Annotated in this window: 10 protein-coding genes; 1 reads left to right on the top strand and 9 read right to left on the bottom strand. The window is 32.2% G+C overall.

All coding sequences use genetic code 11. The features are described 5' to 3' along the window. On the top strand, positions 1-1,455 hold a 1,455-nt coding region (locus Q0W26_RS09155; protein ID WP_298524245.1), incomplete at its 5' end, for an FRG domain-containing protein. Between the two features lie 173 nt (positions 1,456-1,628). Here the strand turns inward: Q0W26_RS09155 and Q0W26_RS09150 are convergent. The 9 genes from Q0W26_RS09150 to Q0W26_RS09110 all read right to left on the bottom strand — a co-directional run bounded on the left by Q0W26_RS09150 (position 1,629) and on the right by Q0W26_RS09110 (position 14,671). Continuing rightward, on the bottom strand, positions 1,629-3,038 hold the full coding sequence (locus Q0W26_RS09150; protein WP_298524242.1) for a phage terminase large subunit: 1,410 nt from the start codon (positions 3,036-3,038) through the stop codon (positions 1,629-1,631). Then, on the bottom strand, positions 3,031-3,840 hold the full coding sequence (locus tag Q0W26_RS09145) for a hypothetical protein (RefSeq protein ID WP_298524239.1): 810 nt from the start codon (positions 3,838-3,840) through the stop codon (positions 3,031-3,033). The genes Q0W26_RS09150 and Q0W26_RS09145 overlap by 8 nt, the downstream gene beginning before the upstream one ends. Positions 3,841-3,853: 13 nt before the next feature. Then, positions 3,854-4,102: a hypothetical protein gene (locus Q0W26_RS09140; protein WP_298524237.1), complete on the bottom strand. Its 249-nt coding sequence runs from the start codon at positions 4,100-4,102 to the stop codon at positions 3,854-3,856. Between the two features lie 142 nt (positions 4,103-4,244). Continuing rightward, the gene (locus tag Q0W26_RS09135) at positions 4,245-4,442 is read right to left on the bottom strand and encodes a hypothetical protein (protein ID WP_298524234.1); all 198 of its coding nucleotides are present in this window, start codon (positions 4,440-4,442) and stop codon (positions 4,245-4,247) included. A 256-nt stretch (positions 4,443-4,698) separates the two neighbouring features. Next, complete coding sequence (locus Q0W26_RS09130; protein WP_298524231.1) at positions 4,699-5,778, bottom strand: hypothetical protein; 1,080 nt, start codon at positions 5,776-5,778, stop codon at positions 4,699-4,701. After that, entirely contained in the window at positions 5,771-7,234 is a 1,464-nt protein-coding gene (locus Q0W26_RS09125) for a DUF5677 domain-containing protein (protein ID WP_298524229.1), read from the bottom strand. Before Q0W26_RS09125 ends, Q0W26_RS09130 begins: the two co-directional genes overlap by 8 nt. A gap of 145 nt (positions 7,235-7,379) precedes the next feature. Further along, positions 7,380-8,198 (bottom strand): hypothetical protein, encoded by an 819-nt coding sequence (locus Q0W26_RS09120; RefSeq protein ID WP_298524226.1) that lies wholly within the window; start codon positions 8,196-8,198, stop codon positions 7,380-7,382. A gap of 62 nt (positions 8,199-8,260) precedes the next feature. Further along, positions 8,261-9,310, bottom strand: a complete 1,050-nt coding sequence (locus Q0W26_RS09115; protein WP_298524224.1) for a hypothetical protein — start codon at positions 9,308-9,310, stop codon at positions 8,261-8,263. A gap of 294 nt (positions 9,311-9,604) precedes the next feature. After that, entirely contained in the window at positions 9,605-14,671 is a 5,067-nt protein-coding gene (locus Q0W26_RS09110) for an Ig-like domain repeat protein (RefSeq protein WP_298524221.1), read from the bottom strand. Positions 14,672-14,694: the final 23 nt, after the last annotated feature.

The following is a 14,694-nucleotide window of genomic DNA, read 5'->3' as shown; positions in this document are numbered from 1 at the left end:
AAGATAGTTGCGACAGCGACTGCTTTAGCTTTAATTACTAGTGGTATATCTTTTAGTTTAAATAAAGATAAAAGTATAGATACTAAAGAGAAATATACTATATCTCAAGAGTTTGAAGCAGATGATGAAGTTAAAGAAATAGACAAAATATGGAATGAATTTGGAAGTGATTTATCAGGTAATGGTAGAGCAGTTTTCACAATAAATAAAAATAACGAAGTAGACAGCACCCAATATTCAGAATACATAACATCATTTAATGAATTACAATTTAAAAGAGAAGTTTATGTTTTACTGAAATTTTTAAAACATGCCGATAATTTAGGTTTGAAAATAAATACTTCACCAAATATTAGAAGATGGATTCATAATGCTACAAATTATACCATTGACAATTACGAAGTTTGGCCCAAACCAGAGTTTTATGAAATTATTTCACTTGCACAACACAATAGCCTACCAACAAGAGCATTAGATTGGAGTTATGATTATAAAGTTTCATTACATTTTGCAGTTCAAGATATAATCAATAATGACACCGAAGATTGTGTTTTATGGGCATTTAATTATAAATTATTTGAAAATCACTATTATAATGATGAATTTGATGACATAGTTTTCAAAACACACTATCATACTAAAGATTTTATTTTTTTAAAAGATGAATTTGAAAATCATATCCCTCCTTTTGAAATTTATAGGCCTGAATACAATCCAAATAATAATCTAAAATCACAAAAGGGATTATTTACTTTTGTAAATAGTGTTAATTTTAAAAATTTAAATTCATCAAAATCATTTGATGAGATAATTGTCGGCATATTAAAAGAGAATATTGATGAATACAACACTTATAAAATTAAAGGATTTAGAAAATTCAACATTAAAGAGAATGAGAAAGTTTTCCACAAATTTATTATTTCAGGAGATTTAAAAAAAGAAATCTTAAAAGATTTGCATGCTGAAAATTATTCTAAAGAAACATTATTCCCCCAATTTGACAAAATAGTTGAATCAATGAAAGAATATGTTGACTTTGAAGACATTATAAATAAACCACACACAAAAACTGATATATTATTACCTATTACAGAAAATAGATGGAATTTGATAAAAAATAATGCAATAGACACAATACACATATCAAACTACAATAATGAATTATATGGAAAAGCATTTATTATTGTTGACAATATTGTGTACAGTTATTTTCATGTAAATGAGATTATTAAAAATTCCGTTGATAGATTCTGGTTGAGATATGGTTCTCTTTTAAACATTTCTAAACATGAATTTTTAAGCTATTTTAAAGACGATAGTTTAGGATTTGAAATTAAAATTAACAAATTAATTCATTTTGATTATAAAATACCAATTAATGAATTTAGTGCAAATAAAGAAATTCACAATATTAAAAATTATGAAAATTTAAAATTTTTATTAAATTTCAAATAGCTTACTTCAATATATCAATACTTAAAATATCTAACTAAACTTTTTACAATTAAATTTTATAATTTTACTTAATTAAACTTATATGTAAAATGTACAGAAATATCAGCATATATCTAGTCAATTTACAATTTATAAAAAAACACAAATAGTCCGGATTCCTTAATATATAACATTTAAGTAGAGTACCATTTATCCACATCAACTCTTTGTGGTTGTTTTTCTGTAGTAAGTTTTTCATATCCTCCTGTAAATGCCACTACACAATCGTCATGGATGGCTTCATTCGGATATGCTGTAATTTTTTCAAGAAATTCCATAGCCCATTTTTTGGTGAACCCTGTTCTATCCTTTCCAACCAGAAAAATTCCATTCTTTTGAATGTCAGCTGAAATTCTTCTTGCCCTATCGATTTTGTTTTCTCTTGAGTTACCTGTTCCTGTGGCGAATCCTCTTCTGTTAAGTTCATCGATAATCAATAATCCAAAGTTTTTACCTGTGCTTCCGTCAAGTTCAATGTACTGCATGTCTGACTTGTCACGTGCTGCTGTGTTTATTATTTCATTGATTAAGTTTCTTGATTCCAACTGAAACTCATATGAGTCCAGAATGTAAATGTTTCCGTTTAGATCTTTAGCCAGCATGACACCTGCTGTATAATCCGGATTACTGCCTCTCAATTTATCATCATTCAATACTTCTGTAGCTGCAAGATCCCAATACCTGATAACTCTAACGATTGGTATTTTCATGTATTCATCATGAGAAATCAAATGGAAATCTGATTCGTCGAATAGCTGACCTTTAACTGAAGCATACCAGTTACCGTTCATTAGCTGTTCTCTTGTAACTCTATCAAGACCCATAAGGTATTCTTCATAATCATTTCTGTCAAGATAAATATTATCCAAATAGCTAGAACTAATGAATCTTATCTGACTTTTATCTTGGATGTCTTCATCTATCTTTTCTATGAATCTTTCTCTTACCCATTTGTTTCCACGTTTACCTGGATTGCTGGAGCACATTAACTGTGTTGGAAGCTTATTGTCTTTAGTCTTACGAACTCTTGACCTCATATAGATATACTTGAATCTTTCTAACTGCGTTAGCTCATCAATGCCAATGAATTGGTATTCCGAACCCTGATATGTATCGAGATCATTGATGTTTCTCAAATATCCAAAAGTCAGTGAATTTCCATTGGGAAATGTCCATGAATGTTCGGTTCCATCCCACTTTGGTTTGATGCTTTGATTATTTTGAACTTCCTTTCGATTTAACCACTGACTTGCTTTATGAATTAAAGCTCCTTTACGCTTCAGGTCAGATAATGTACGTCTCAGGATAAGTGCATGGTATTCATTCACGTCATCCTGAACATAGAACAATGCCCTCATTAACAAACTTGTTGATTTACTTCCTCCAGCAGCACCACCAATAAGAACTTCCTTTTCAGTTGCCAATATCATTTCAGCCTGTTTTGGAAAAGGAAAGAATGGAATATATGGATTTTCATATACGCACTTCTGTAAAATAGCTTTATCCCTGGCACTCAAATAGAATTCATTGTTTTCATCATACATTGCTATCATCAATTTGTTTTGCAAGGATTTCTATTTCTTCCATAATGTCTTTTTGTGAGATTTCAATTTTTTTATCTTCCAGCTCCAGCATGCGGTTTTTGAATAGTCTGTCCATTTCATCCTTGAACAGTTTGTTTTTGGCTTCAAATGCTCTGACTGACAATTCCAAATATCTTATTTTCAGTTCTGTTAAATCAATTAAATATCTTGCCAAGCTTTTTTCATTGGCATTATATCTTACCTCTTGATCTAACTTTTCAAAGTCGATTTCAAGGCCAACAGCATTTTTGGTAATCTTGTCAAGATTGTCAAGTCCTGTTTTGATGTCTGTGACTTGCTGCTGAAGTATTGTATCAATAGCTAAATCTATATTGTCAGAATGAACATTATTAGCTGTTATCTGCTTTTGAGTAATGGCTCTGTTTGTCAGTGCTTCTGCATTTCGCTCTCTTCGGTCCTTATCTTTATCTATTAAATGGTATTTCTTTTTGAATCTTGAAAATGTTGCTCTGCTTACTTCAAGGTCATGTTCCTCATCAAGCCATCTTCTCACACTTGCATCAGTAGCTCCTTGAGTTTTCATTACTTGAATCTCATCCAATAATGTTTCCAGAAAATCTCCCTTTGTTATGTTTAGATTTGCTTTGAATTTCCGGTAGGTATTGTCTGCTACTTCTCTGCCGTATTTTGTTTTTAGAAGTTCTCTGACTTCGTTGTTGCTCATTCCTTTCCTGCAGCAGTTTATTATTTCCTGTTCGTGCTGTTCTAGAAAGTAAATAATATCTGAATTTCCTCTTCCCATGGTGATGGATCCCCTATAGATTTCTTAATTCTCTTTCGAGCTGTTGTTTTCTCTCTTCTATTAATCTGTATTCAGTTTGTTTCATAATCCTTGTGTAGTTGGAATCGTTTTGTATGGATGCTATTGTTTTGTCTGCATCTCCGATAGCTATTAGCATAGCTCCAAGCTCATAAGCATCCTTGTGTGTAAAACTAGATTCTTCTACAATTTTTTTGAGTGTTATTTCAACTCTTGCGCTGATGTTGGTTTTTTCGGTAATCATAATATGTATTATGTATTTTTATATATAATAATATTATGTAATTTATATAAAAAAAGATATAAAAGTAATAATAAATATTACTTTCACAAATGAAAAATAGTTTTCTTTTGAAGAGTTATATACGAGAGATTTATTATTGAAGCTATTCTTCATCGCCCATTTCGTCAAGTTCCTTTTGAAGATTGTGGATTTGCATTTCCTTGTAAAACCTTTCAAACTTGCCGACTTCGATGAGATAGGCTGAAACTTCAAGAGCATCCCTAAAGGTATAATTGGACTCTTTGATAATTTGCTTTTTGTCTTCATCCATGTAGGATGAGGTATTATTAATATTGGCCATAGCTATTACAACCTGTATATAATAATTAATATAATATTTTATTATTTCAATTATATAAAATTATCATGTCCAAAATTAGGATTTTATTTTAGTTTCATCAATATGTTCAAATAAATAAAGTTAATGAAAACAAATATTTATTTTATTATTTAATCTATTAAATTGAAATTTGCATTAAAAAAGCCCATTTAAAAATTAAACTTGTTTAAAAACAGAACATGTAGGAACACATATAGTATGAAATAATTTTATGAATTTAATTCTCATTTTTTTCTATTAATGCATTGAACTCTTTAGAAATATGATTTATCATTACACCCAATCCTTTAGATATATTATCATCGTTATTATTCATTAATTTTTCTTGGAAATTATTATTCTTAACTAAATTAACATAATCTTCAAAAGGAATTTCATTAAAAATGCTTTCATCAGTACAAATATTAAATGTATAAAATACAATTATTTTATTTAAAATTTCATCTGCATCTTCTCCATTATATAAAGATAAAAATAATGTATGAAAATTAAAAAAAGTATTTTTAAAACTAATATACGGTATGAAACCAAGTTCTATGAAAACCAAAAATATGCTGATAATTTGATTCCAAGAATTATACAACAAACATAAAAATTTCATCAGATAATCATCAAACCTAAATGGAATTTGAGTTTCATATTTATCTAATCTTTCTTTAAGAGACAAATTATTGTCTCCTTCATTAAATGTGAATAAATCAATTTTTTTATTTTCTAAAATATTTTCAATTTCATCAATTGAGTCAAAGTTCTCAAAAAATAACTCATTGGATAAAATTTCATCACAATCAAGTAATGATGAAAGAAGCTGATAAAATATTTTATTTTTCATTTCAATTAATTCATCATTATACACTGAAATAATATAATCCACAGGCAGAATATAAAAATAAGAACTAAAATTTTCTAATAAACTCAAAGTATTTTTAAAGGATCGTTTAAAAATTGAAATTATATCAAAAGCAGCATTTACATCATTATTGGTAATGTTTTGAAATTTTAATATTGGGTCATTGATAATATTCTCATCTCCAAATGTTTTAAAGTAATAATGACAATTATCATCAATGTCCAAATACATTGATCCTGCTAAAAACAATGTTTCTTTATCATCAAAATAATCCAAATCAAATAATATTTTATCCCTATTTTTTCTCCAAAAAATGTCTATTTCTTCAATAATCATTGTAATTTCTACTAAATTTAAATCATCTGAAAATACAATTTGTTCTTTAGATTTTAATATATGATAATATTCATTTTGAATATTATGTAAATAAATTATAGCATTATTCATTTTTTACCTCATATTTTGACATGAATTCAGCAGACAATGGATAATTATCATCTATAAATGATAATAATTTTTTAAATACCATTATCGCATCAGGTAAAACATCTGCTAAACCATGATTTAATTGGACATCTGGAACATTATGTCCTAAATGAAGTGGATTAACACATGTTAACATTGCACTTTCACGAACTGCACCCCACAAACCATGAGCATAATTTGACTCATAATCATAATACAAATTATATAATTCTTTTTCATCAACATCACCAGCTCTTTTTCTTATATCTTTTTTAAAGTACCTTACTTCAACATTTAAGAACATTTCATCAATTTGTTCATTAACTAGTGCGTCAATCAATTCAGTATTCAAATGTGAGTTTTCAAATTCGTTTGCTTCACGAGCTTTGATTAGAATCATCTTATATTTTCCAATACCATATTCTTGATACTCTTCCCATATGTTTGGTTCTTCTTGTTCTTTTTTATGAATAAATTTTAATGTGATATAAACTTCAATAATTATTCTCAAACACAATCTTCCCATAACTTTATTTCTAAGATTGCATTCAACAAGTTCGTTTAATACTTTTAATGCATAAACTGAAGAACCTATAATAACATTAAATCGTGAATCTTCAAGTTCAGTTTCTGTGTTTTCAATAATCAATTTTTGAAATTCAATTTTAATATCTTCAATAAAATTTTCATCTAATGTAAATTGATTCATATATTCTCCATATATCAACTCACAACCCCCTATTTTTAATAATTCTCTCCAAAATAATCTTATAAATTCTTGATTATGTTCATATATACTATCTTGGATATTGCCAAAAATGCTCCTAACAGTGGCTCGATATTTATTCATTTCATCATTTTCATGAGGAGTTTTTGGATATTTGAATAAATAATCAGCTATTTCACTAGTTTTTTGCGTTAAGTGAATTTTATTTTGTATGAGAAAATAAAAAGTTAGAATTATATATTGAACATCAGTTGCTTCATCAGATTTATTAGTTCCATAATATTCAACAATATTTTCTAAAATAGAAAGTTTATCTTCAACCCTATAATTTTCTATAACAAAATATTGTTTAAATAACTGGTTTTTATTAAAAATAATTGTTAATGGAGACAATACTTCAACATCAATATATTTTAATAGGATGTTATAAAATTCAATTTGATCAGGTTTGTCTAAAGAAAAAATATATGATAATTGTAAAGAATCAAATTGAAAAGAAGAATCTTCAATCTCTTTAAGAATTAATGATAACTTTAAAAAAGCCCCCTCACGATTATAATAATCAAATATTAATGCAATCCAAATAAAATCGGGGAGACAATCATTTCTCCAATAATACAATTTTATATTATCAATCTGATTAATCGGAGATTTAAAAATTCCTTTTTCATGTTTATGGTCTTTGAGTTTATCAAAAGGATGGTTTCTCATAGGTATAAATTTAATTTAAATCAATATATAATTAATGTGAGCTTCAATATAAAACTAATTTATAATAATTAAAACATTGAAAATAAGTTTAGAATAACTTAAATTCAATATTCTGTAAATAAAGAAAAAGATTTGACATCAACTGTTAACTACTATACAAATCTGTGAATATCCAAGAAGGATCATATGCTATGAGATAACCATCCTCACACCAGATTGACCTTACATTACCTGAAGTCGCATCTGCTACTGCTGCAGGGTCACGGTTAATCCAGTTTCCTCCAGTATGCTTTTTATGTTTTAATCTTAATCTGATGTGACCTGTTCCTGAAACCCTGCATTTTACATGGACAAACTGAACATCATATCCTAAGCTTTTGGCAATACGATAATACACCTGTCCCCAGTCCACACAGTTGGAACCTTTACCTGCCTTAGCATCATTGATTGTTTTCTTGTCTGTTTTTTGTGAATCGAAGTATTTCAGGTACAATTTGATTTTAGCTATCACTGCTAAAGCCTCATCAATGGTGTTTCCATTGAAGTTGAATGCCTTGACAAATAGCTTCATTGTGGAATCATTGTAATCTGGCAATGTTGATTTTCTGTATACGATTGCAGGAAGTCTTCCGTTTGCCCTAATGTATGCTTCTGCTCTTATGGCCATGTCAATATAGTCTGCCTTGTCAATTTGAGTTCCATCTTTTAGTGTTACATAGTTTGGAAGGAAATCCAGTGACTTGTTGTCCTTAATCACTGCCATGACATACATTGCCACTAGCTTATCACCTCCTAATTTCTTCGCTTTCTTTTCTATATCTTTGCAGCTACCCTTTAATGTTAATATCTGGTAGTAATCACGTTTTTTATACTTCTTTTTGTTCTGGACAAGCCAGTAGGCTATTGAATTCATTGCCTGACAAAAGCTTGTCCAGCCAATATTATCTTTTTTATTATCTGACATATTATATTATTTATATATAATAGCTATTATATTTATTGCATCCCTCCCAAAAGAACATAATATCATAAAGGCTTTGAAATAACCTTCACCCTGCCGTTTACAATCTTATAATCGTATCTTCGATAGAGTGAGATGTTGCTCATTGCCTTGATGTATTCAAACTTTAGAAAGTCCGGATTGTCCTTATAATATGCCTGTCTTGTTTTGTTCTTGCCACGGCCGTGAAGCAGATCAACGCTGTCCATACCTAATAAATCCCCTTCAAAAGACCCCTGAGTCAGATTGGTTGAGTTGAACTTCCTTAACATATGCGGCCGCAGCCTTGCATAGCCACCGACCTCACCGAAACCCAAATAATCATTCAGCTTTTTAAACTTACGATTTACATGGTTCATATTATATTTCAAAAGTGGAGCGTCAAGGTCAAAATCCTCATGCTTCAGTTTGATTTTTGCAATCCTCTGCACGCATTCGGGATTGAGGAAGGTGTAGTATGGCTTGTCTGTCTTTTGCCTGAGTAATTTACATGTGCATACAACATTGTTGTTTCTGGCCAAATACTTTAAAGCGTCATGAAAATTATCTTTTTTGTGATATGTCTTTGTTCCTTCAAATAGTGTTCTGTTTGTCATGGATTTGGCCTCGCATCTGCTTGCGCCTGATGATATTATAACCATAATCCACATCTTCAGCTCATCGTCTGCAAACTGCATTGCAAGTCTAAGTTCATCCTTGGTCGGTAAATCGGCAAAGCTTATCAAATCGTTTTTATTAACATACTTTTTGTTGAGCGGTGGTATGAATGGTATTGTTACCCTGTTGTAATGATAGAATGTCTTGATTTTTGATATTGAGTTTGTTATTGTGTTTCCTATATTGTTTTTGATGAGATAATCCCTGAATGAGATTATTCTGTCGTATATTGTTAATCGGTTTTCCGGAGTGTGGTTTTCCTGTTCGGTTATTGCTTCAGCCAACAGGTCGCATAGACTCATGTTGTGGAATGCTGTGTATTTGTTGAATACTGTCCTGTATGATTTTATAGATCCAACGCTATGACCTGACTTCAAGTGAAAATCATCAATTAAATCCTGGTCTTCAGTGTAATACATTTCTATAACCTCTTAATTATCTTGATAGATTAACGCCTCATAAAATGCATTTCGTAATTTTTCTAGTTATCCACCACATATAAATAAGTTATGTTACTGAATGGGAACCATGACACAAAACAAGTATCGCAATTATTGAAGAAACAGTTAATTATTATATTAATAAGAATTGCATCACATATTTTAATTAATTGAATTTTCAATTAAATTGATTTTGAGTATAAAAATAGCCTCTTTGAAATGCTTAATCTACACGAAAAAAAGAAAAAATTTGAGGAATGTTAAATTCCCCATTTATTTTTTAAATTTTATAGTTTTCTTGACTTTATTTTTACCGTAGATGACCTGATAGGTGTACTTTTTGTTTACCTTAAGCTTTTTGTAAACGCTGTTTTTAATGGTAAATGTTACAACACCCTTCTTGTTGGTTTTAGCCTTGAAAGTCTTTTTGTTGAACTTCAAGCTAACCTTCTTGTTTTTAAGGTACTTGCCGTTGACCTTTTTGAGTGTCACTTTAATTTTAACAGTTTTAGCAGACCTTTTGGCGTTAATGTTTTTAGCTGTTATGATACTTTTAACGGCAACCTTCTTGGTAATTGTGACATTACCGTAGGTTGCTTTGACAGTGTAGGCTTTTGGAGCCAAGCTGATTTTCATTGATGCATAACCATTCTTATCAGTTGTTTTAGTGTAAGTCTTACCGTTAATAGTAATCTTAACCTGTTTATTCGCCAACGGTTGGCCATCACTGGTTAATCTGACCTTGAAGTACTTGCCTGAAGTGTAGAGCATGCTCAAGTTGGAAGCAGTAAGTTTTATTACTGGCACATGCTCTTTTACAACAACACTGGACTTGGATGTCTGTGCGTACTTACCGTCACCTGAGTAAGTTACAGTAATGTTGTGTGATCCTTCAGCTAATTCCGGAATGCTTACAGTTGCCTTACCGTTTACCAACTCTTGAGAGTATGGAATGCCATCAACAGTAACAGTCAATGTACCAGTTGCATCCGCTGGAAGAGAAATGCTATAGTCACTTCCTCTTTCAGGAATGCTTAATGCATCATCAGGAATGCTGACGGACTGATTAGTGTTATTTCCTGAAGTGGAGTTATCATCACCAGTTACATTTCCAGTATTATTTCCGCCAGTAGAGTTTGCAGGATTTTTAACAACAACACTGAACTTGGTTATTGGTGAGTATTTGCCGTCACCGGAATAAGTAACAGTGATGTTGTGTGAGCCTTCACTTAACTCAGGAATATTTACTGTAGCCTTACCATTAGTTAAAGTTTCAGTGTAGTCTTTACCATCAACAGTAACTGTCAATGTACCTGTAGCGTCAGATGGAAGTGAAACACTATACTCAGTAGCGTCACTTTCAGGAATGCTAATTGTTTCATTGGTAACTGGAACATTGACCTTTAAAACACTGAAGCCGGTTGAATTAGTGGCCTCATTGAACTTGTCATCACCGGCAAATCTAGCAACTACCGTGTAGTTGCCAACAGCCAAATCAGAAATATTCACACTAGATTCACCATTACTGATAACAAGCTCATAATCCTTATTGTTAACATTAACAATGAGTTTTCCTGTCTCCACTGAAGTTCTGACATTGACAACCACAGTTTCACCGACACTAACATCATCCGCACTGATGACGAGAACAGGATCTGCTTTAACAGTTGCATTAGTTGAATTGTCCCCAGTAGTGTTTGTGGAATTATCTCCTGCAGTGTTAGTTACATTGATAAGTGTTGTTTTAGTCATTCCTTCATATTTGCCGTCACCGGAGTATGTGACTGTCATGTTATACTCACCGTCGGCCAATTCTGGAATGTTAACTGTTGCCTTACCATTTACTAGAGTTTCAGTGTAGGTTTTACCATCAACAGTTACTGATAAAGTACCTGTTGCATCTCCAGGCAGGTTAATGCTCACACCAGATGAAACATTTTGACTGTCAATAACCAAAGTGTCATTGTCAAGCTCAACTACTACCTTAGGAACATTAACATCAATGATTTTAGTTGCAGAACCATATTTGCTATCGCCGGAATATAATATAGTGGCATTGTAGCTTCCCGGAGCCAAATCACCAATATAAACAACAGCAACCCCATCAGCTAACTCTTCAGTGTAGACTTTATCTGCAATTTTCACTGTTAATGTGCCTGTAGCATTGTTCAAGTTAACAGAAACCTGTGAAGCATTCCACCAACAGTTACTGTCATTAAGCTCAATGATTATCTTTGGAACTTTAACATTGACTGTTTTATTGGCATCAGTGTAGTTGCCGTCACCCGAATAGGCAACAGTTGCAGTGTAGTTTCCAGGATCAAGGCCAGTGAGCTCAACAGAACAGCTACCATTAATGACATTACCAATGTAGACATTTCCGTTGATGTCTACAGTCAGATTACCTGTTGCATCTGATGGGAGCATAACGGATACTGCAGGAACAGTAACATTTGATTTGACAACGAGATTTTCCAATGTAGCAGTAATTTTTGGAACTTCCAATTGGATTGTCTTTTCGGTTGCACCGTATTTTGCATCGCCTGAATAGGCAACAGTTGCACTGTAATTTCCAGGATTCAAACCGGTGATTTCAACAGAACAGCTGCCGTCAATCAATTCATTAATGAATTCCTTATTGTTTACGGTTACGGTAATGTTACCAGTAACGGCCTTGTCGAATTCTACATTAACAACAGGTTGCGGACTTGGAGACATGACACTTAAAGTAGTGTCATTGAAGCTGACATCAACCATACCAATGGAGAATCTGAAAATCTTGCTGACTGCTTCGTATTTATCACTGCCCACATATGTTACTGTGGATTGATAGTTTTCAGGAGCCAGACCAGTGACTTTGAGAGATGCAACACCACCATTTAATTTACTTGTGTAATTGGTGCCGTTTACACTAATCACAATGTCACCGCGAGCATCACCCGGCAAGGTTACATCGACTATTATTCCGTCATCGAGTTTAGAGATGATTAAATTGGAATCATTGAACTGTAAAACAATCTTTGGAACTTCAAAGCGGATTTCTGTAGTCGCCTTGGAATATCTTAAATCACCACCATATGTTAATGTTGCAGTGTAGTTTCCAGGTTCCAAACCAGAAATGGTCAATTCCTCTGAAACATCAGCAGAGTATTCTTCACCATCAACTGTTACTGTGAAACTGCCGGTAGCATTATCAGCTAATTTAATTGAAACTTCAGGTACTTTGCCTGACTTGACAATGACATTGGTGTCATCCAAGATTACTTTGATTTTAGCCGGATTGATACTGATTGTTTTAGAAACACTTTCATAATTATTGTCACCTGAATATGTGAGTGTTGCTGAGTAATTTCCTTCAGGCAAATCATCAACAATGATTACAGCATTACCTGCAGTTATTGTTTCTGTGTATTTTTTGGTAGTACCAACAGACAAAGTTAAGTTACCTGTTGCATCGCTTGGAAGTGAGACTGAAATTCTTGAGACAATATTTTCAGTTGTTATTACCTCATTTAAATCTATGTTGTATTTAGGAATTTCAATGCTGAAAGTACGGTTTGCCTTATTATATTGCATGTCACCGGAATATGTTACAACTGCATCCCAGTCCCCTGGAGACAACTTATCTATAGTAATGCTAGCCTGACCATTTATTAATGCTTTATTGTAGGTTTTTCCAGCAGCATCGACTGTCAGATTGCCCTGAGCATTAGTTAGGCTGAAGGTGAATGTTTGATTGCCGTCAAAGAGAATGTTGTTTGCAACATCATCAGTTGACCTAACAGCAAAAGTCTTAGTCACAGTACTTTCTTTAAATCTCATATCACCAAAATAAGAGACACTAACGTCATAGTAACCAGCAGTCAAACCTGAAATTACTTTGGTTATTTTAGCATCTCCAGCATCAACTGTTACATCTTCACCGTTTACAGTGTATGATACACTTCCAGTGGTTTGATTGTTCCAGGTGATTGTGATTGTTGCTTTTTGGCCTTCAACAATATCATCAACGCTGACTTTCAAATCAGGATTAGATAAAGGAGCATATGTCAATGCAGTGATGCTGTTTTCGGTTGGAACATAAATCAAACCGGAAGCATCCATTACAGGATTTCCAATAATTTTAGAGCCCAAATCAGATTTCCAGATGATGTTTCCTTCACTGTCAAGAGCATAGAACATATTGTTTGATCCGAAGTATATATTATTGTTAGCATCAATAAGGATTCCGGAAGTTACCTTTAAATCTGAGAACTTGAATTGTTTACCATCAATTAAATCATAACGGTAAAGAACTCCTTTAGCGTTGACATGATACAAACCTTGCTCATTATCCAATGCCAATACTGTTCCGGCACCACCAGTTACCTTAGTTTTCCAAGCCTGCACACCATTACTATTATAAGCAACAATACTGTCACTTAAAATAGAATAAATGATATTACCTTCACCGATTAGTGGCCTTACAGCCTGGAAGTTACCTGACTTAATAGAGATAGTTTCCAATGTTTTTGCATTGATAAGTCTGAATCTGTTATCTGAAATGACAACAATAACATCATCATTCAAGGTTGGGGCACATAACGGCTCGGTATTACCAATAGTGACCAAAGTAGGATTACCACCATTTTCCCACAAACTGTATGGAATGAATACCAGCTTATAATCTTCAGAGGAATACTGGTATTCGCTAACGATGTATAAGTTAGCATTGGAGTCCACAACAGGTGCAAATAAACTTGAACCCTGATAGATATTGGATCCACCATACCTTTCACCAGAAGTCTGATTGATGAAGTATAAAGTATCACCTGATTTAGGTGCAATTATAACATCACGGCTTATTGCAATTCCTGAAAGATTACCTTCAAAAGTATTTGAAGACCAATACCATAACTGATTAGTCTGATTAAAACAATAAACCCCATTACTTGAAGTAATGTAAATATTACCTAAACTATCAATAACCAAATCACCTGAAACAGTTTCATTAAATGGAATAATGAACTCTATGTTTCCATTGGCATTTGTTTCGTAACCTGATTTTTTAGTATTTTGTGGGTTTAAACCATTATTAGGTACTTGCGGAATCGGATACTCACTAACCTTAAAGTAAGTTGAATTTGAAATGGTTTTATAATTATTACCATTATAGGCTGCAGTATAAGTGTAATTTCCTATTTCCAAATCAGCAATACCATAAGTGACCAGACCGGACATTGGAATAGTTAAAATATCACTGCCAATTGTGAAAGTACCTGAAGTTCTTGGAGCAACCTGAATAGTGATTTCAGCAACCTGACCAATTTTAATATCTATGGAGGAAATATTAAATGTCAAATCAGCCTTATCAATAGTGAAAT

Origin of the sequence: uncultured Methanobrevibacter sp. (assembly GCF_947169325.1) — an archaeon.
Lineage (GTDB): Archaea > Methanobacteriota > Methanobacteria > Methanobacteriales > Methanobacteriaceae > Methanocatella.
Note: the sequence above shows the minus strand (reverse complement) of the source record. Positions and strands in the feature narration are given on the sequence as shown.

What these genes read in the sequence shown, in the direction of transcription:
- Q0W26_RS09140 (WP_298524237.1), bottom strand. Translation starts at nt 4,102, where the DNA reads ATGATTACCGAAAAAACCAACATCAGCGCAAGAGTTGAAATAACACTC.
- Q0W26_RS09150 (WP_298524242.1), bottom strand. Translation starts at nt 3,038, where the DNA reads ATGTATGATGAAAACAATGAATTCTATTTGAGTGCCAGGGATAAAGCT.
- Q0W26_RS09115 (WP_298524224.1), bottom strand. Translation starts at nt 9,310, where the DNA reads ATGTATTACACTGAAGACCAGGATTTAATTGATGATTTTCACTTGAAG.
- Q0W26_RS09120 (WP_298524226.1), bottom strand. Translation starts at nt 8,198, where the DNA reads ATGTCAGATAATAAAAAAGATAATATTGGCTGGACAAGCTTTTGTCAG.
- Q0W26_RS09130 (WP_298524231.1), bottom strand. Translation starts at nt 5,778, where the DNA reads ATGAATAATGCTATAATTTATTTACATAATATTCAAAATGAATATTAT.
- Q0W26_RS09125 (WP_298524229.1), bottom strand. Translation starts at nt 7,234, where the DNA reads ATGAGAAACCATCCTTTTGATAAACTCAAAGACCATAAACATGAAAAA.
- Q0W26_RS09145 (WP_298524239.1), bottom strand. Translation starts at nt 3,840, where the DNA reads ATGGGAAGAGGAAATTCAGATATTATTTACTTTCTAGAACAGCACGAA.
- Q0W26_RS09135 (WP_298524234.1), bottom strand. Translation starts at nt 4,442, where the DNA reads ATGGCCAATATTAATAATACCTCATCCTACATGGATGAAGACAAAAAG.